Here is a 16,308-nt window from a genome sequence, read left to right on the forward strand (position 1 = left end):
CGCCGGAACCTGCAATCGATGCGCATTTGACGCTGACCAACGCACGCGCCGCGCAGGCATTGGGGTTCACCGGCGCGGGATATCGCATCGGCGTGATCGATACCGGCATCAATACCAATCATCCGGCCCTGCAGGGGCGGGTCAGCGACAGCTTCATCTATGTGGATCCGCGCACGAACAACGTCGCCGCTGGCGATGTGGTGGGCCACGGCACCGTCGTGGCGCAATTGGCGGCCGGGCGCGCAGTGGGCCAGTGGCCGGGCGGCATCGCCAGCGGCGCGGGCCTGGTGTCCGCCCGCATCATCAACGACGAAGCGCCGGACGATGATGGCAGCGGCGAAGGCAACCAGGTCGATGGTCCGCTTGGCCTGGCGCCGGTGCATGCCGATCTGGTCAATGCAGGCGTGCGCATCATGAACAACTCGTGGGGCGGGCTGTATTGGAACGACCCGGCCGTCACCAACCAGATCGCGCAGGAATACCGGCCGTTCGTCATCGGCAACGATGGGCTGGTGGTGTTCGCGTCGGGTAACGAATCCAGATCGCAACCGTCCGATACCGCCGCGCTGCCCAGCCAGGTGGGCCCGAACGGCACGCTGCCGGCCGCCGATCTGGAGCGCGGCTGGCTGGTCGTCGGCGCACTGGATACCGCCAATCCCACGCAGCTGGCGTCGTATTCCAATGCCTGCGGCGTGGCGATGCGCTATTGCCTGGTGGCGCCGGGCACCTCGATGTTCCTCGACCCCGATGCCACCGCCAGCAATCTCCGTTATTTCTATGGCAGCGGCACCTCGTTTGCCGCACCGCTGGTGTCCGGTGCGGCTGCGCTGGTGTGGCAGGCGTTTCCGTACTTCAACAACGACCTGGTGCGGCAGACGCTATTGGGAACGGCGACCGATCTGGGCGCGGCCGGTGTCGACCCGACCTTCGGCTACGGCCTGCTCAATGTCGGCAAGGCGGTGCTGGGGCCGGCGCGCTTGGATTGGGGCACGGTGGATGTCACCGTCAACACCTTGCGTTCCACCTGGGCCAACGACATCAGTGGCACAGGTGGCCTGACCAAACGCGGCACCGGCACGCTGGTGTTGAGCAGTGGGGCCAATACGTTCAACGGCGACACCCAGGTGCTGGAGGGCACCTTGCAGACGGCCAGCCTGCAGAGTGCGCGCGTGGGCATTGCCAATGGTGCGGCGTTGATCGGCGCAGGCAGGATCGGCGGACGCGTCGATAATGCCGGCACGTTACAGGTCAACAGTGCGACGCTGTCGATCGCGGGCAACTACACCCAGGCCAGCGACGGTCGCCTGGCCCTGAACGTGGGCGACCGGGTGAACGTGATCGGGACCGCGACGATTGCCGGCGATCTGCAGGTGCTCGGTCGCCGCGATTACGTGGTCGACAACACCACCTACACGCTGTTGCAGGCCAGCAGCGGGCTGCAGGGCACCTTCGATACGCTCAGCCGCGGCGCGGCCGTGACCTTTCTGGATGCCTCGCTGACCTACGACAGCAATACGGCCTACCTTGCCCTGCGCAGTTTGAATGCCACCGCCGTTGCCGCCACGCTGGGCATGACCGGCACGGCGGCGATGGATTCGGCAATCCGTGTCGAGCAGGCATTCCAGCAGGTGGATGCGCAACAGCTGCAGGGCACTGGCGGCATCAGCAGCGGCTTTATCCGCGCCGCAGCGGCCTTGCAGCAGTCACCGGATGCCAGGGCTGCCGCCGATTCGCTGCGGAGTCTGTCCGGCCGTGCGCATGCCGAGTCGGCAGCGATGACCTTCGACACCATCGATCTGGGCAGGCGTGCGTTGGCCGCGCATTTCGATGGGGTATCGCAGCAGTCGCGCCTGCTGGGCGTCTGGCAGCGTGCGCTGGGCGGGCCGGGCGAGGGTGGGGTGACCACCGCGGGATTCGCCACTTCGGGGTGGATGATGGGCAACGACCTGCGCCTGGCGTCCGGCGCAGTCACCGGTTTTGCCTTCGGCGAAACGCGCTCCAGCAGCCTGGGCGATCTGGACGGCGCACGCGGGCGCGACCGGCAGGTGCAGGGGCAGCTGTACTGGGGCACCACGCTGGGGACGGCGTACACGCTGGGCCAGCTGGGTTTCGGCAACGTCAACCGGCAGATCGAGCGCAGCCTGCAACTGGGCGAAGAGCGCAGCAATGCCTTCAGCGACTACAGCGGCAATTACCTCAGCGGCAACCTGGAAACCGGGTATCGCCTGGGCGGCGCGCGCGCCAGCCTGACGCCTTACATGGGCCTGGATTACGTGCGCCTGCGCAGCGAAGGATTCCGCGAAAGCGGTGGCGACGGCTTCGGCTTGCGTGCCGATGCCAGCACGTCCTCGCGCACCCAGGTGCTGGCCGGCGTGCGTTCGGCCTATCGCTGGCGCGGCGTGCAGCTCGGCGGTTATGCCGAATGGCAGCAGGCGTTGAGCAGCGAAGGTCTGATGCTCGATGCCAGCTTCATCGGCGTGGATGCATGGGCGCCATTGCGCGGCATGCAGCCGGCGCGCTCGGGTGGGCTGTTCGGCATCACCGCGGCCGCGCCGTTGGGACAGCAGAGCCAGTTGCGTTTCGGCTATGACCAGCGGGTGGGCGAGCGCGGTGACGATCGCGCGCTGAGCCTGCGCTATAGCGCCGATTTCTGATCGGCGCGTTGCATGGGTGAACGTTGGTGTGTGATCGGTGGTGCACCTGTCCAGGCAACGTGCCTGGGCAGGTGGATCACTCGCCGCGCAGCTTGTGCAGAAAGCGCGGTGCGGTGCGGCCCAGCGGCAGTTTGAGCTTGCTGATGGCCTCGATCCGCGCCTCGGCAATCTGGTCGGCTGCCTGCTGCGGCGCGACGCCCAAGCGGGTGGACAGGTCGAACACCTTTTCCAGGTTGTGATAGATGCTGCGGATCAGGCGCATCGCGCGTTCGCGGTTGTAGCCGTCGATCTCCAGCGACACATTCATCACGCCGCCGGCATTGACCACGTAATCGGGCGCATACAGGATGCCGCGCTTGTGCAGCTCTTCGCCGATGGCAGCACTGGCAAGCTGGTTGTTGGCGGTGCCACAGATGATCTTGGCCTTCAGCCGCGGCAGTGTGTCTTCGTTGATCGCCCCTTCCAGCGCGCACGGTGCGAACACATCGGCCGGCACCTGGTAGATCTCCTCGATGCTCACCGCTTCGGCGCCGTATTCGGCCACCGCGCGGTCCACCAGCGCCGGATTTAGGTCGGCCACATAGAGTTTGGCGCCGCGTTCCTTGAGCAGTTTCACCAGCTCCATGCCGATATGGCCCAGGCCCTGGATCGCGATACTGGCCTTGCCGACTTCCTCGTGGCCGAGCCTGCGATTGAGCGAGGCCATCAGTGCCTGCAACGCGCCATAGGCGGTGAACGGGGCCGGGTCGCCGGAGCCGCGGTGCACCTGGTGCACGCCGGTGACGTACTCGCTCTCCAGATAGATCTGTTCCATGTCGTTGACGTCGGTGCCGACGTCCTCGGAGGTGATGTAGCGTCCGCCCAGGGTGTCGACAAAGCGGCCGAACGCGCGAAACAGCGCTTCGCTCTTGTCGCTTTTGGGGTCGCCGATGATCACCGCCTTGCCGCCGCCCACATTCAATCCGGCCAGCGCGTTCTTGTAGGTCATGGTGCGGCTGAGCCGCAGCGCATCGTTGAGCGCCGCCTCGCTATTGGGGTAGGGGCGCATGCGCACGCCACCCAGCGCAGGCCCGAGACGGGTGCTGTGCAAGGCGATGATCGCTTTCAGGCCGGCGTCGCGGTTGTGACAGAAGATCACCTGCTCGTGGCCGGTGGTGTCGAGGGTTTCGAAAAGCATCGAAGGCTCCGCGGGGGCTGCGTGATGTGCCTTCCCTGAGGCCGGGCCGGAACCCGTGCAATGGGAAACAAAAACGCGACGTCTGCAGACCCTGTCCGATCACGTCGCGCTGCAACATTTTAAACCACGTCGGCGGGGGCTGGTGTATGAATCTGTTCACCAATGCCGATAGCGCCGCTGCCGAAACCACAGGGTTCCCAGCCATTTCGTCCCTGCGCTGACCGGCAGGCCGGCGTGCAGCGAGTCGGGGTCGGGGCGGCCATCGGCGTGCAGATTGTCAAAGCACACCACCGACCCGGCACGTGGACGCACACGCACGCCCGCGACCGGGAAGTCGGTGTCGCCACCTGCGTCGACGTCGTTGAGGTAGACGCAGGCGGTGCGCAGGCGATTGCCGGCAGCGGGGCGGTCGGCGGCGATCGTGCCGGGCGGCAGGTAGTCGCGATGCGCACGATACTGCTCACCCGGCGCGTAGCACAGCACCGACAGCGCTTCGGCATGGGTCAACGGCAGCTGCGCGCAGGCCGCCACGCGCGCCTGCGCCGCACGCGCGGCAAAGTCTTCGAGGATCGGATCCAGCGTGGCGCCGCGGCTGGTGCGGATCGGCGCGCGGCGTGTGCTGGCATCGTCGGGGTCGACCACCTCGGAGGCGCGCAGGTGCGGTCGCGCCAGCAACATCAACAAGCGGCACTCGTCGGCAGACAGCACGCCGGAGATTTCTTCGATCATGGGCGCGTCATGGCGGCGCGTGGCGATGTGTCGGGCAGCGAAACCGATGCGCTGACCGTCGCCGCCCGGATCCGGGGGCGTGATCCGCACGGCAGGCGGCGCGGCAATGCCCAGCGGTTGCAATTGCCGCAGCAGCTGGGCCGCGGCGTCGGGCTGCGGCGGGACACCTTCGCCACGCAGCAGGCGCCCGGCCAGCAGCGCGGCCGCCACTGCATCGCCGGCTGCGGCCGCGCGCTCCAGCAAGGCAACGCAGCGGCGTTGCTGCGTGGGGTGATCGATCCGGCCATGCTGGATGGCCAGCGCGCGCAACGCAGGCGGATGGTCGGCAGCGGCTGCGGCCCGTAGGCGAGAGGTTGCCTGCACGTCCAGCGCCACAGGGTTGTCGGTGACGGCCAGGGTCGCCAACAGATAGCGCGCTGCCGCCACATCCTGGCGTTCGGCCTGCTGCCAGTGGGTCAGCGCCTGGGCCACGTCCACCTCGCACCCGACACCGTAGGCCAGCATGCGGCCGGCTTCGATCTGCGCGCTGGCATCGCCTGCGGCTGCACTACGCGTGTACCAGTCCAGCGCCTGCTCGGCCTGCCCCATGCGCACCAACGCATGTGCCAACGCCGTCATTGCTGCAGGTTGCGCGGTCTGCGCGGCATCGGTGAGCTGCTGGAGGGACGGTGCCTGCATGGCCGCATTCTAGGAGAGGCCGGCACCCCTGTCGTGCCTGGCCTCGGGCGGGCGCGGATGATGCCCGAGGCCAGGTGGAGGGCAGCAGTGCCGGTGATCGGTGCAGATGGTGCTTGCCGGCCTGGCAACCGGCCGCCACGGACGGGCGGCGACCTGGCCGCGCTGCCTTCGCTTGCCGGTGCGCGATCAGGCGTCCGTGGACAGCGCCAGCTGGGTCAGATACAGGCGCAGGTCGAACTCCAGTTGGTGGTAGTCCGGGCGCATGTGGTTGCACAGCTGGTAGAAGGCCTTGTTGTGGTCGGCTTCTTTCAGGTGCGCCAGCTCGTGGGCGACGATCATCTGCAGGAACGGTTCGGGCGCGTCGCGGAAGACCGAGGCGATGCGGATCTCGCGGCTGGCCTTGAGGCGGCTGCCGTGGACGCGCGAGATCGCCGTGTGCGTGCCCAGTGCATGCTTCACCACCTGCAGATGGTTGTCGTAGAGCGCCTTGTGCACGGTGGGCGAAGAGCGCATGTAGCGCTCCTTCATGGCCTTGACGTAGTCGTACAACTGCCGGTCGCTGCGGATCGTGTGGCGATCCGGGTAGCGGCGTGCCAGCACCAGTGCGAGTTTGTCCTGCGCGATCAGCTCGCGTACCTGATCCAGCACGGCGGGCGGGTAACCGGCGAGGTAGCGAAGAGTGTCCATGCCAATCGATTGCTGCGAAGTGCGCATGATCGCCGATGCGGGTGCTGCTGGCGACTGTGCATGCACGAATGTGGCGTCGTGTGTCAGGCGTATTCACGAATGCGGCACATCCGGATGCGTAGCGTGCAGCGCATGTTTTGCGGCACGACCGCGCAAGCACACGACTGAACACGGCACCGTGCCGGATGAGGAGACAACAAACATGATCAAGTGGGCCATTATTTTCGCCATCATCGGACTGATTGCCGGTGCGCTCGGATTTGGCGGCATGGCAGGCGCTGCGATGGGGATTGCCAAGTTCCTGTTCTGGGCCGGCATCATCATCGCCATCGTGCTGTTCGTGCTCGGCATGACGATCGCCAAGAAGGTGACCTGACCCGCAGGGCGTGGCTGCGGCGTGCGCTTTGCGTGCCGGCCGCATCACCCGGAAAGCAGAAGGAGCGGCCACTGGCCGCTCCTTTTTTGTTCCTGCCATCTGCTGAACCGAGATAACGACAGCGAGGCCGCGAGCGAGGTCGAGTGCAGGGCGATCGCTGCTCGCGTGCGCAGATCAGACGCCGGTGTTCTCGGCAGTGGTATGCAGCGCAATATTGAGTTGATCGATGGTCACGATCCAGTCGGCATCGTCGAGGCGTTCTTCACGCAACAGCTGCGCCTGTGCCGGCGTCCAGAAGGGCGCCTCTTCCAGACGCATGTCGCCCGGCAGCGGGGAGTGTTCATCGATGAAGCCGCGAATGCTGACTTCGTCCGATGGCAGGCCCAACTGCGCAAATAGTTCGGAGAACGGGTGGACGGGTTGTTCCATTGCGACTTCCTCGAAGAGTGCGGATGAGCGGATGCTAAAGCACCTGATTTGAGCGCACTGTGCACGTGTGGCTTGGATTTGCCAGTGCGCATGCCCATATTCCAATTCTGAGCAGACAAGCCGAGGCGATCATGGCGACCGGATGGGCAGGTGATGGGGCGGTGCAGGACCAGATCGATGCGACCGTCGAGGATGCGATCAAGCGCGCGCGGAGCCAGCTGCCGCAAGGCCCGAGCCTGACGCATTGCGAAGAATGCGATGCCCCCATTCCCGAGGCACGCCGCAAGGCGGTGCCGGGGGTGCATTTATGCGTGAATTGTCAGCAGGCGCATGACCAGGAGCAGGCCGCGCAAGGCGGCTACAACCGTCGTGGCAGCAAGGACAGCCAGCTGCGTTGATTGCCATGAGGGGCGTTCCAGCGCGGCCAACCGACGACTGGGCTAGGCGCAAAAGCGGGCGCGGCCGGTGCTACGGACGGCCCTTGCCGCTGGTACGCCGCGGCAGCTGATGCGCCGACCGCGCATCTGGGAGCTGCCGGCCAGGTGTTATCGGGCACTGCTGGCGCCTACGCTCAGTTGGGGTTGAAGTGGCTGGTCTCGCGCCAGCGCCGCGTGGTGCGCTGGAAGAACAGGCTGTTGGGCACCTGCAGCACGCTACCGGCGTGGTCGCCGGTTTCTTCCAGGGTCGTGTAAATCACGTTGATGTCGATCACCCGGCCCTTCAGGCCGGGCTTGTCGCCGCCTTCCAGCAGTTCGATATGGTCGTGCAGGCGGAACGGGCGCGTGGTGATGATCAGGAATGTGCAGAAGATATTGGACAGCACGCTCCATGCCGCGAAGAACGCCACTGCACCAACTGCCGCAAATCCGGTGAACGCCGTCCACAAGGTGCCGCTGGAGACACCCAGCACGTTCAGTACCGTCAGCACCGCAGTGACGGAAATGACGAAGCTGCCCACGCGACGGATGCCGATCATCATTTCCGCCGGCAGGCTGTAGCGCGTACATAGGCGTCGCAGCACTTGCCGCAGCAGCAGCCGAACCAGTGCGGCAACGCCGAGGATCAACACGATCTGCACCGTCACTACGGCGACGGTCAGCCACTGCGGGTTCCAGTGCGGCAGCAGGCTACGGATCATCGTGGGCAAAGCGTCGGACGCGGACATCACATCGTGCAGGTTCTTGGAGAACCCTCATTGTAACGGGGCCGTCGTTGCGCGGCCGGTGCGCGGGGTGAATGTGCGCGCAGCGGTGGCGACGGCAGGGCGCACTCATGGCTGCAGCGATGGCTTGCGGGATCGCGCATATCGCCGCGGCGTTGCCGCTGGGGACCGGCGATGGCGCCATCGGGCTGGCATCGCATGTGGGTCGAGGGCGCATCGATGACGATGCCGGACGCCCGCAACGCCCAGGGCCGGAAACGAACGTGCCACCTTGCGGTGGCACGTCGGTTCAACGCTTTTCGATTGCGGGTAACGCTTAAGCGATCTTGTCGCCGTCGTTACGCGCAGGGCCGAAGTTGGTGGTGAGCACTTCGATCCGGCCGCCGGTCTTGCGGAACGCGGCGATGTCGGCAGCGATGCGCTCACGACTGAGCGGCTGCGACTTGCCTTCGCTGCGAGCGATGCTGGGCTGGGATTTCTGCTTGGTCGCGGGACGTGCCATGTGGCCTCCTGTAGCGGGGAAGTGCAATGACACCGCGTGCGGATAGGGTGGCGCGCGCGGAAGCGGTGTCGAGAGGTGCGGTCGCGTTCGGTGCGCAATCGCGGTGGCACGGCAAGCGTGCCTTGCTGACAAGACGGCTAAGCATCATGCAGCAACCGTGCATTATAAGGGATGCGAGCGCAGGTTGCCTTAACCGCCCGACGGGCGGGCCCCGGCGGCCGCTGCCCAGGCCAGGCCCTGCACCACGCCAAAGGACGGGTCGCCCTGCACCAGGCGCGATTCCGGGAACACGGCTGCCACCGTGTCGCGGATATAGCCGGCGCGCGACATGCCGCCGGTCAGGAACAGTGTCGCGGGCGGCGCAGCCAGGTCGGCACGAACCTGTGCGAGCAAGCCTTCCAGTTCGCCCAGATAGTTGGAAGCAGACGCAACCAGCGCGCTGGCCTGCACCTCCACGTCCAGCCCGCGTTCGATGAAGTCCAGTGCGGCCTGATGCCGGTCGCGTTCGCTGAGTGCGATCTTGCAGGCTTCCACGCCGCGGTACAGGCGTGCGGTATTGCCGGTGTCCTGCAGCGCCTGCAGGCGCTTGTCGAACGGGGCGGGGACGTCCTGGTACTTGTGCAGGCGGAATTCGCGCTGGCGGGTCATGTCCTGCACCATCGCCGCTTCCACGTAGTGGTGGGTGGGCACGCGGGTGATGCCGCGGCCGAACAGCGGCATGTAGGCGGCCAGGCTGAGCGCCAGATCGATGTCGGTACCGCCGCGCGCGATGCCCCAGGCACGGTGGACCTGCGGCGCGGTGCTGCCGCCGACGCTGGCATGGGCGATGTCGGTGGTGCCGCCGCCGATGTCCACCACCACGGTGTCGTGGCGGCTGTCGTGACTGACGTGGTAGTGCATCGCGGCCGCTGCGGGTTCTTCGAGGAAATCCACCTGGTCGAAGCCGGCGGCGATCGCGGCGGTCTGCAGGATTTCCAGCGCCTGCGCGTTGCCGGCCTCGCCGATGGAACTGCGGAACTGCACCGGGCGGCCCAGCGTGGCGCTGCGGATGTTGATGTCGAACTGGCGCGAGGCGGTGAGCCGGATGTGCTCCAGCACGTGCGTGGCGATGCCGGTGATGGTCTGGCGCGCGCGCGGATGCAGGTTGTAGCCCAGCATCGATTTGGGGCTCTGCACCAGGCTGCCTTCGCCTTCCAGGAAGTACGCATCCAGCGCTTCGTCGCCGTAGACCGCGTTCTGCAGCAGGGCGGCGGAGCTGCGCGGCTCGCGCACCTGCTCTTCCATCCATTGGCGGCGCACGATGCGGATCGCGTCGCGGCGCAGGCTCTCGGTGCTGGAGGTGCGGCCGGCCGCGGCCGCGTCGCGACGGCCGGAGTCGATCAGCCGTTCGACCTCGTATTCCAGCGCCGGGGTCAGGCTGAAATCGTCCGGGTCGCGCATCGTGTCGGGGAAATACACCGTGGTGCGGAACTGCAAGGCCTCGCCGAAGCGCACCGGCACCACCTGGCCATCGACGATTGCCGCGGCGGCGGAATTGCTGGTACCGAAGTCGATGCCGAGTTTCATGCGGACGGGCCTGTGAGCGGGCCGCGCACTTTACTACTTCTGCCGCCGGCGACGCCCATCGCCCTGCGTTCGGACGTCGCAGCAAGCGACGTGCCGCATGCCCGCCGGCACGCGGCACGCAGGGTCAGGCAGCGACGCTGGCGACCTGGCCTTCGTTCAGTTCTTCGGTGGTGGCTTCGCGCACGTCGACGACTTCGACCGCAAAGTGCAGGGTCTGCCCGGCCAGCGGATGGTTGCCGTCGACGGTGACCTGTTCCGGGCCGACCTCGGTGACGGTGACCAGCACCGGGCCCTGCTGCGTGCGCGCCTCGAACTGCACGCCCGGCACGACCTCGACATCGGTCGGGAATGCCGCGCGCGGCACCTGCTGGATCAGCTGCGCGTGGCGCGGCCCGTAGCCTTGTTCGGGCACCACGTCGGCAGTGAGCGTCTCGCCGCTGCGCTTGCCGTCCAGCGCCTGTTCCAGGCCGGGCACGATGTTGCCGGCGCCGTGCAGATAGCTCAGGGGTGTGTCTGGCGTCGAACGGTCCAGGACCTGTCCGCTGTCGTCGGAAAGGGTGTAATGAATGGTCGCAACGCGACCCTGGCTGATTTCCATCGGAAACCTCCATGCTGATGATCGAGTGGGATGCGTCGGCTGACTCACGACGCCAGGAGTTGGTGCCCGCCTACCGTAGGCAATCGCCCCGGGCGATGCAACCGCAGCCGCGGCGGCGGTTATGGCGAGGATCAGCTTGGTGGTGACGATGTCAGCTCTGCGATGCGGCCCATTCCTGGCGCTGCATCGGTGCTCGAACGTCAGCAGCGCCATGCGCATTACTGTGCAGCGGTTGGCCGCATCGGATCGCATCGCATCGCGCGCAATCCACGGCCTGCAGCGCGCTATTCCTTCTCGGCACCCTGTTCCATCTGGACACGCCGCGCATGCCAGGTTTCCGGTGTCTGCGGCTTGATGAACAGCGCGGTGAGTTCGGGGTGCTGGCGTTTGGCGGCCGCTTCGATGCGCCCGACGCAGGCCTCGATCTGCGGGGTGGTGCGGCTGTCCTCGAACTCGGCGCTCAGGGCGGCGACCACCTGGTTCGGGCCCATCTGCATGGTCAATACGCCATTGGCGGCACGCACGTCCGGATCGCTGGCGGCAATGCGCAGCAGCGATTCGGTGACGTGCGCATGCGCGGGTTCGCCGATCAGCAGGCCCTTGGTTTCGCGCGCCAACAGGAATGCGGTGAAGGCCAGTACGCAGGCGATGCCGATCGAGGCGATGCCATCGAGCTCGGGCATGTCTAGCAATTGCGCGCCGGCCAGGCCCAGTACCGCCATGAACAAGCCGATCAAGGCGGCGCTGTCTTCCAGCAGCACGGTGAACGTGCTGGGGTCCTTGCTCTGCCGGAATGCCTGGAAATACCCCATGCGGCCCTTCTTGGCGCGGAATTCGCGCAGCGCCACCACCCAGGAAATGCCTTCGAACACGATCGACACGCCGAGCACGATGTAGGCGACCAGATGGCTCTTGGCCGGCTCGGGGTTGCGCAGATGCACGATGCCTTCGTACAGCGACACGCCTGCGCCCATCGCGAACACCAGCAGCGCAACGATGAAACTCCAGAAGTACAGCTCGCGCCCGTATCCGAACGGATGGGTCGGCGTCGGTGCCTGCGCTGCGCGGCGCAGGCCGTACAGCAGCAGGACTTCGTTGACGGTATCCACCAGCGAGTGCACGCCTTCGCTGAGCATCGCCGAGCTGCCCGAAATCCCTGCGGCAATGAATTTTGCGACCGCGATGGCAAGGTTGCCGGCCAGCGCGACGTAGACCACCAGATGCGAGCCGGTTTTTTTTGCCGCGCCCGGTTCGCCAGCCGCGGGCTCGGTGGGTCCTGGCGCAGCGCCGGGGGCTTGGGGAACCGATGGGTTGGACACGCGCGACCTGCAGGGCATTCGACAAGCGCCGCACTATCGCGCTGGTGCCGTGCCGGAGACGTGATCGCGCGGCAGGGAGGCTACAATTCACACCCGTTTCAACTCTCAGGAATCGCATGTCTCCCGTTCCCGCCTGCCCGCAATGTGGCCTGGACAATACCTATGCCGATGGCGCGTTGTGGATTTGCGCAGACTGCGGCTTCGAGTGGAGCGCCGGCGAATCCGCCGCGACCACGACGGTGGTGCGCGACAGCAACGGCAACCTGCTGCAGGCCGGCGACACGGTGACCGTGATCAAGGACCTGAAGGTCAAGGGTTCGTCGATTCCGCTCAAGCAGGGCACGCTTATCCGCAACATCCGCCTGGTCGAAGACGATGCCGAGCACATCGAAGGCAATTCGGAAAAGATCAAGGGGCTGGTGTTGAAGACCTGTTTCCTGCGCAAGGCCTGAGGCTGTTGCGGGGGCGCCGCATGTAGCGTGTGTTAGGAGCGCGCTAGCGCGCGATGGGGCGCATCGATAACGCTCCCTCGCGCGCAAGCGCGCTCCTACGTTGCGGCACGCTCAGTCGCGCGGATACACCGCCGCGACCATGCAACTCTGGCGCATCCGCGCAGCCAGGCCGCCGCGGGTGGTGCTCAAGTCGCCCTGCTGGCCGGATCCGGCAGCTGCGCCGGCAAGTGCCATTTCGTCGAGCACATCGACCTTGTCGCCGGGATTGCCGCAGATCGCGTTCAAGCCCATGCCGGAGACGAAGCGAATCGGCGGCGCGCCGCTGAGTTCGCGGCAGCTGTCCATCAGTTCGACGCGGTAGTGGCGATGCGTGCCGGGGTGACGTGGCGACACTTCCACCACCAGCCCCTGGCCGTCTTCCGACCACGAACGCAGCATGCTGGGGTTGAAGCAGTAGCTGGACGAGCCGGCGAAATTGCGCCGGCGCGCTTCGCGCACGCTGACCCCGTCCAGGGTCGGGATAATGCTGTCGCGTTGCCGCGCCGCGCTGGCGTACTCGCGCGCACTCAAGCTGGCGATCTGGCTGACCGCGCAGTGCTGCTGGCCCGAGCTCACGTATGCCGGCGCACCGTTGCAGACCCAGCCGTGCGCCGCCAGCAGGCGCGCATCCGCGCGTGCGGCCAGCTGCGGGCAGTCCTGCGCCAGACTGATGCGGAACAGCCGTCCGCCTTGTTCGGCCACCGCCAGCGTGCGCGGATCGGCTTGATGCAGTTCCGTCACCTTGCGCGCATCCAGGCACTCGGCGTTCGGTGCGGCAGGGCGCAGCGGCTCGGCCGCTGCCGTGGAGGACGCGTAACCGAATAGCGTGCTGCCGAGCAGAACCGCAGTGAGTAAACGCATCACGCACATCCTTGGCAATGAGGGATGTCTGCATCATCTGCCAGGCAGGTCGCGCTGACAATCGCAGCAACGCGCGTCGGGTCGCGCGCTCAACAGCGCCGGGCGGGCGGCCAGCGCTCGGCACCGCCAGCGCATACGAGTGCCTGCCGATGCTGGGCTGCAAGCATGTGCGCGCGCAACCTCACGCGCAGCTTGCAACTCGCCGGCGCGATAACGCGGCGCAGCCTGCGCTCAGGGCGCCTCGGGCGGATCCGAATCCAGCACCTGCAGCTTGCCGCCGGTGGTTTCGGGAAGGATGCGTTGATCGGTGGCGACCAGCACCACGCCAGGCGTCAACAGCGGCAGCAGGCCTGCCAGGAATGCCGGCGGTACCTGCAGCCGGGCGATGGTGGCGGCATCCAGCGGCTGTCCTGCCGCGGCATTGCTGCCGGGGATGCCGATGCGCATCCAGTTGGGCATGCGTTGACCGGGCAGGCCAGGCACCTCGCCAGGCAGGAAGCCCTGGCCGACGATGAACGCCTGCGTGCCCAGCGGCGCGGCACCGGTCTGTGCGCGCAATGCCACCTGCGCGCGTCCGATTTCCACGCCGTTGCGATACACCACCAGCTGCTGATCGCTGCTGCTGACCAGCATCGAGATCGGGCCGGTGGGCGCCAGTTCCGGTTGCCACGCAAAGGTCTGGCCGTTGGGTAGCGGCAGCAACGCACGCTGCGCGCCGGTGGTGGGGTCGATCGGGCTGAGCGCGCGTGGATGCACCACCGCGTCGGCATCCACGCCGGCCTGCGCAACCACCACCACCATGCCCATGTTGGAGTTGTCGAACAGCAGCCGCGCGAATTCCGACGGCAGGTGCACGCAGCCATGCGATTCCGGATACCCGGGCAGGCCGCCTGCGTGCAGGGCCACGCCGTCCCAGGTCAGGCGTTGCTGATACGGCATCGGCGCGGCGTTGTAGAGATTGGAGCGGTGGTCCTTGTCCTTCTGCAGGATGGTGAACACACCGGTCGGTGTCTCGTGCCCGGGCTTGCCGGAGCTGATGGTGGAAATGCCGATCAGGATGCCGTTGCGATACGCATAGGCGCGTTGCTCGGTGAGGCTGACGATCACCGCCATCGGTCCCCAGCCCTTGCTGACGCCGCCCCAGATCCATTCGCCCGGCTTGAGGTCGGCCGGCGCCGTTTCCGCAGGGCTTGACTGGCGCGCGCCCCAGAACGGCACGGCAGACGCTTGCCCGCAGATCAGCAACGTGCAGAAGAGAACAGCAGTGAACAGGGGCCGCATCGGCAGTCCAGAAAACAGTGTCGGCATGATCCTAGCGGGGCCGGGTGCGCGCGTCATGTGGTTGCTGCCGATAGTGCGACGGTGCGAAGGCATCGGCGTTGCAAGCGCGTTGCCATGGATACGTATGCGTCGTCGCCAGCCTGTTGCGTAACACGCACAAGCGCGTGGTGTTGCGCGCTGGTTCAATGATTGAGTGGGCAGGTGCCCGATGGCCGCCGCATCGCGATCCGGCAGCAGGGCGCTTGGCGCATGCAAGACGCACGGGGCTGCCCGAGGCCTGGGGCCGCGCTGCATGCATGGACGGACCGATCTGCCGCAGCGGCTGCGCTCGCTTGATGCCGAGCGCAACCGGTGTGCCTTACAGCGGCTGATGAACATAGCGAGCCGTTGTCAGATGGGTGCGGACGGCGCGGAGGAACCGACGTGATGCCGGTTCCGCGCACCGGCCGCCCCCGCCCGGCGGCGGCGCGGTAGTGCTGCAGCGCTCTTAGTCCGGCAGGGCGGGGTAGTCGATATAGCCCTTGGCACCGCCGCCGTACAGCGTGGCCTGGTCGACATCGGCCAGCGGGGCGTTCTCGCGCAGGCGACGCACCAGGTCCGGGTTGGCGATGAAGGGACGGCCGAAGGCGATCGCATCGGCGTAGCCGCTGTCGAGGGCTTTCTCGGACAGAGCCTTGTCGTAGCTGTTGTTGGCGATCCAGGCGCCGTCGAACCTGGCGCGCAGCGCGGCGTAGTCGAAGGCGACGTTGTCGCGCGCACCGCCGGTTGCGCCTTCGATCACGTGCACGAAGGCCAGCCCGCCGATCAGGTTGAGACGCTCAACCGCACGTTCGAACAAGGGCTGCGGGTCGGAGTCGTGCATGCCGTACACCGGAGTGACCGGCGACAGCCGCACGCCGGTGCGCTCGGCACCGATCTCGTCGGCAATGGCCTGCATCACTTCGGTCAGCAGGCGGGTCCGGTTTTCGATGTCGCCGCCGTACGCGTCGGTGCGCTGGTTGGAGCCGTCACGCAGGAACTGGTCGAGCAGGTAGCCGTTGGCCGCATGGACTTCCACGCCGTCGAAGCCGGCGTCGATGGCATTGCGCGCGGCGATGCGGTAGTCCTCGATCAAGGCGGGGATTTCGTCCAGCGCCAGCGCGCGCGGCTCGGAGACATCCTGGAAGCCATCCTTGGTGTAGGTCTTGCCCTCGGCGCGGATGGCGCTGGGCGCCACCGGCGATTCGCCTGGCGGCAGCACGCTGGTATGCGAGACGCGGCCCACATGCCACAGCTGCAACACGATCTTGCCGCCACGACGATGCACTTCATCGGTGACCGCACGCCAGCCCTGGACCTGCGCGGCGGTGTGGATGCCGGGCGTATCCAGATAGCCCTGGCCCAGCGGGCTGATCTGCGTGCCTTCGGCCACGATCAATCCGGCACTGGCGCGTTGGCCGTAGTACTCGGCGGCGAGCGGCGAGGGCACCTGCCCGGCGACGGCGCGATTGCGCGTCAGCGGCGCCATGATCACGCGGTTGGCAAGATCCAGCGCGCCCAGGCGCACCGGTGAGAACAATGGGGATTCAGTGGATGTGGACATCAGCAACCAATTGGGTGTGGATCACGCGCCGTGCGCGACACCGCGCCGATCGCGAGTGCCCCCTAGCGATGGTGGCGGACCAAAGCGGATTCGAGCGATAGCGATAGGACACAGCGTCTTCTGTCGCGACGGGATCGGCCAAACTGTGATGTGCTGGGGCCTGGCGCTGAATCGCAGCAGGCGCCGCGCTTTCGTCGATTGCTGCGTTGCACAATA

The 16,308-nt window shown here is 66.8% G+C and carries 16 protein-coding genes and 1 other RNA gene; 4 read left to right on the plus strand and 13 right to left on the minus strand.

The features are described from left to right. Positions 1 to 2,654 (plus strand): S8 family serine peptidase (locus tag EO174_RS03190; RefSeq protein WP_126942178.1); only part of this gene is annotated, 2,654 nt, incomplete at its 5' end. Positions 2,655 to 2,730: 76 nt separating this feature from the next. On the opposite strand, the gene EO174_RS03195 is transcribed toward EO174_RS03190, so the two are convergent. From EO174_RS03195 to EO174_RS03205, 3 genes are all read right to left on the minus strand, one after another. Next, positions 2,731 to 3,831 (minus strand): Glu/Leu/Phe/Val dehydrogenase dimerization domain-containing protein, encoded by a 1,101-nt coding sequence (locus EO174_RS03195; RefSeq protein ID WP_104583451.1) that lies wholly within the window; start codon positions 3,829 to 3,831, stop codon positions 2,731 to 2,733. 156 nt (positions 3,832 to 3,987) lie between these two features. Beyond that, positions 3,988 to 5,238 carry a 2OG-Fe(II) oxygenase gene (locus EO174_RS03200; RefSeq protein ID WP_126942181.1) on the minus strand — a complete coding sequence of 417 codons (1,251 nt, stop codon included), beginning with the start codon at positions 5,236 to 5,238 and terminating at the stop codon, positions 3,988 to 3,990. A 186-nt stretch (positions 5,239 to 5,424) separates the two neighbouring features. Beyond that, positions 5,425 to 5,952, minus strand: coding sequence for a M48 family metallopeptidase (locus EO174_RS03205; protein WP_104583449.1), 528 nt, complete (start codon positions 5,950 to 5,952; stop codon positions 5,425 to 5,427). A gap of 175 nt (positions 5,953 to 6,127) precedes the next feature. Here EO174_RS03205 and EO174_RS03210 point away from each other — a divergent pair, with 175 nt between their 5' ends. Next, on the plus strand, positions 6,128 to 6,301 hold the full coding sequence (locus EO174_RS03210) for a DUF1328 domain-containing protein (protein WP_003489471.1): 174 nt from the start codon (positions 6,128 to 6,130) through the stop codon (positions 6,299 to 6,301). 174 nt (positions 6,302 to 6,475) lie between these two features. On the opposite strand, the gene EO174_RS03215 is transcribed toward EO174_RS03210, so the two are convergent. Continuing rightward, positions 6,476 to 6,730: a DUF2789 domain-containing protein gene (locus tag EO174_RS03215; protein WP_104583448.1), complete on the minus strand. Its 255-nt coding sequence runs from the start codon at positions 6,728 to 6,730 to the stop codon at positions 6,476 to 6,478. Between the two features lie 131 nt (positions 6,731 to 6,861). Here EO174_RS03215 and EO174_RS03220 point away from each other — a divergent pair, with 131 nt between their 5' ends. Further along, a complete protein-coding gene (locus EO174_RS03220) occupies positions 6,862 to 7,128 on the plus strand; it encodes a DksA/TraR family C4-type zinc finger protein (protein ID WP_115676432.1) in 267 nt (88 codons plus the stop codon). 173 nt (positions 7,129 to 7,301) lie between these two features. Here the strand turns inward: EO174_RS03220 and EO174_RS03225 are convergent, their stop codons facing one another. From EO174_RS03225 to EO174_RS03245, 5 genes are all read right to left on the minus strand, one after another. Further along, positions 7,302 to 7,895, minus strand: a complete 594-nt coding sequence (locus EO174_RS03225; RefSeq protein ID WP_164740067.1) for a mechanosensitive ion channel family protein — start codon at positions 7,893 to 7,895, stop codon at positions 7,302 to 7,304. Positions 7,896 to 8,208: 313 nt separating this feature from the next. After that, a complete protein-coding gene (locus tag EO174_RS03230) occupies positions 8,209 to 8,394 on the minus strand; it encodes a hypothetical protein (protein WP_010366034.1) in 186 nt (61 codons plus the stop codon). Positions 8,395 to 8,583: 189 nt separating this feature from the next. Beyond that, positions 8,584 to 9,960, minus strand: a complete 1,377-nt coding sequence (locus EO174_RS03235; protein ID WP_115676434.1) for an Hsp70 family protein — start codon at positions 9,958 to 9,960, stop codon at positions 8,584 to 8,586. A 124-nt stretch (positions 9,961 to 10,084) separates the two neighbouring features. Beyond that, positions 10,085 to 10,558: a peptidylprolyl isomerase gene (locus tag EO174_RS03240; protein WP_047130752.1), complete on the minus strand. Its 474-nt coding sequence runs from the start codon at positions 10,556 to 10,558 to the stop codon at positions 10,085 to 10,087. A 284-nt stretch (positions 10,559 to 10,842) separates the two neighbouring features. Continuing rightward, positions 10,843 to 11,895 (minus strand): cation diffusion facilitator family transporter, encoded by a 1,053-nt coding sequence (locus EO174_RS03245; RefSeq protein ID WP_104583444.1) that lies wholly within the window; start codon positions 11,893 to 11,895, stop codon positions 10,843 to 10,845. A gap of 98 nt (positions 11,896 to 11,993) precedes the next feature. Between EO174_RS03245 and EO174_RS03250 the strand changes: the two genes are divergently transcribed. Further along, complete coding sequence (locus EO174_RS03250; protein WP_047130753.1) at positions 11,994 to 12,329, plus strand: zinc ribbon domain-containing protein YjdM; 336 nt, start codon at positions 11,994 to 11,996, stop codon at positions 12,327 to 12,329. 111 nt (positions 12,330 to 12,440) lie between these two features. On the opposite strand, the gene EO174_RS03255 is transcribed toward EO174_RS03250, so the two are convergent. The 4 genes from EO174_RS03255 to EO174_RS03270 all read right to left on the minus strand — a co-directional run bounded on the left by EO174_RS03255 (position 12,441) and on the right by EO174_RS03270 (position 16,092). Further along, positions 12,441 to 13,229: a hypothetical protein gene (locus EO174_RS03255; RefSeq protein ID WP_241235879.1), complete on the minus strand. Its 789-nt coding sequence runs from the start codon at positions 13,227 to 13,229 to the stop codon at positions 12,441 to 12,443. A gap of 231 nt (positions 13,230 to 13,460) precedes the next feature. Then, positions 13,461 to 14,516, minus strand: coding sequence for a L,D-transpeptidase (locus tag EO174_RS03260; RefSeq protein ID WP_126942288.1), 1,056 nt, complete (start codon positions 14,514 to 14,516; stop codon positions 13,461 to 13,463). 359 nt (positions 14,517 to 14,875) lie between these two features. Next, positions 14,876 to 14,938, minus strand: a non-coding RNA gene (locus EO174_RS03265) — sX9 sRNA. Between the two features lie 59 nt (positions 14,939 to 14,997). Then, complete coding sequence (locus tag EO174_RS03270) at positions 14,998 to 16,092, minus strand: alkene reductase (RefSeq protein WP_104583441.1); 1,095 nt, start codon at positions 16,090 to 16,092, stop codon at positions 14,998 to 15,000. Positions 16,093 to 16,308: the final 216 nt, after the last annotated feature.

Source organism: Xanthomonas sp. BRIP62418, from assembly GCF_003993495.1.
Taxonomy (GTDB): domain Bacteria; phylum Pseudomonadota; class Gammaproteobacteria; order Xanthomonadales; family Xanthomonadaceae; genus Xanthomonas; species Xanthomonas euroxanthea.

What these genes read in the sequence shown, in the direction of transcription:
- EO174_RS03195 (WP_104583451.1), bottom strand. Translation starts at nt 3,831, where the DNA reads ATGCTTTTCGAAACCCTCGACACCACCGGCCACGAGCAGGTGATCTTC.
- EO174_RS03200 (WP_126942181.1), bottom strand. Translation starts at nt 5,238, where the DNA reads ATGCAGGCACCGTCCCTCCAGCAGCTCACCGATGCCGCGCAGACCGCG.
- EO174_RS03205 (WP_104583449.1), bottom strand. Translation starts at nt 5,952, where the DNA reads ATGCGCACTTCGCAGCAATCGATTGGCATGGACACTCTTCGCTACCTC.
- EO174_RS03210 (WP_003489471.1), top strand. Translation starts at nt 6,128, where the DNA reads ATGATCAAGTGGGCCATTATTTTCGCCATCATCGGACTGATTGCCGGT.
- EO174_RS03215 (WP_104583448.1), bottom strand. Translation starts at nt 6,730, where the DNA reads ATGGAACAACCCGTCCACCCGTTCTCCGAACTATTTGCGCAGTTGGGC.
- EO174_RS03220 (WP_115676432.1), top strand. Translation starts at nt 6,862, where the DNA reads ATGGCGACCGGATGGGCAGGTGATGGGGCGGTGCAGGACCAGATCGAT.
- EO174_RS03225 (WP_164740067.1), bottom strand. Translation starts at nt 7,895, where the DNA reads ATGTCCGCGTCCGACGCTTTGCCCACGATGATCCGTAGCCTGCTGCCG.
- EO174_RS03230 (WP_010366034.1), bottom strand. Translation starts at nt 8,394, where the DNA reads ATGGCACGTCCCGCGACCAAGCAGAAATCCCAGCCCAGCATCGCTCGC.
- EO174_RS03235 (WP_115676434.1), bottom strand. Translation starts at nt 9,960, where the DNA reads ATGAAACTCGGCATCGACTTCGGTACCAGCAATTCCGCCGCCGCGGCA.
- EO174_RS03240 (WP_047130752.1), bottom strand. Translation starts at nt 10,558, where the DNA reads ATGGAAATCAGCCAGGGTCGCGTTGCGACCATTCATTACACCCTTTCC.
- EO174_RS03245 (WP_104583444.1), bottom strand. Translation starts at nt 11,895, where the DNA reads ATGCCCTGCAGGTCGCGCGTGTCCAACCCATCGGTTCCCCAAGCCCCC.
- EO174_RS03250 (WP_047130753.1), top strand. Translation starts at nt 11,994, where the DNA reads ATGTCTCCCGTTCCCGCCTGCCCGCAATGTGGCCTGGACAATACCTAT.
- EO174_RS03255 (WP_241235879.1), bottom strand. Translation starts at nt 13,229, where the DNA reads ATGCGTTTACTCACTGCGGTTCTGCTCGGCAGCACGCTATTCGGTTAC.
- EO174_RS03270 (WP_104583441.1), bottom strand. Translation starts at nt 16,092, where the DNA reads ATGTCCACATCCACTGAATCCCCATTGTTCTCACCGGTGCGCCTGGGC.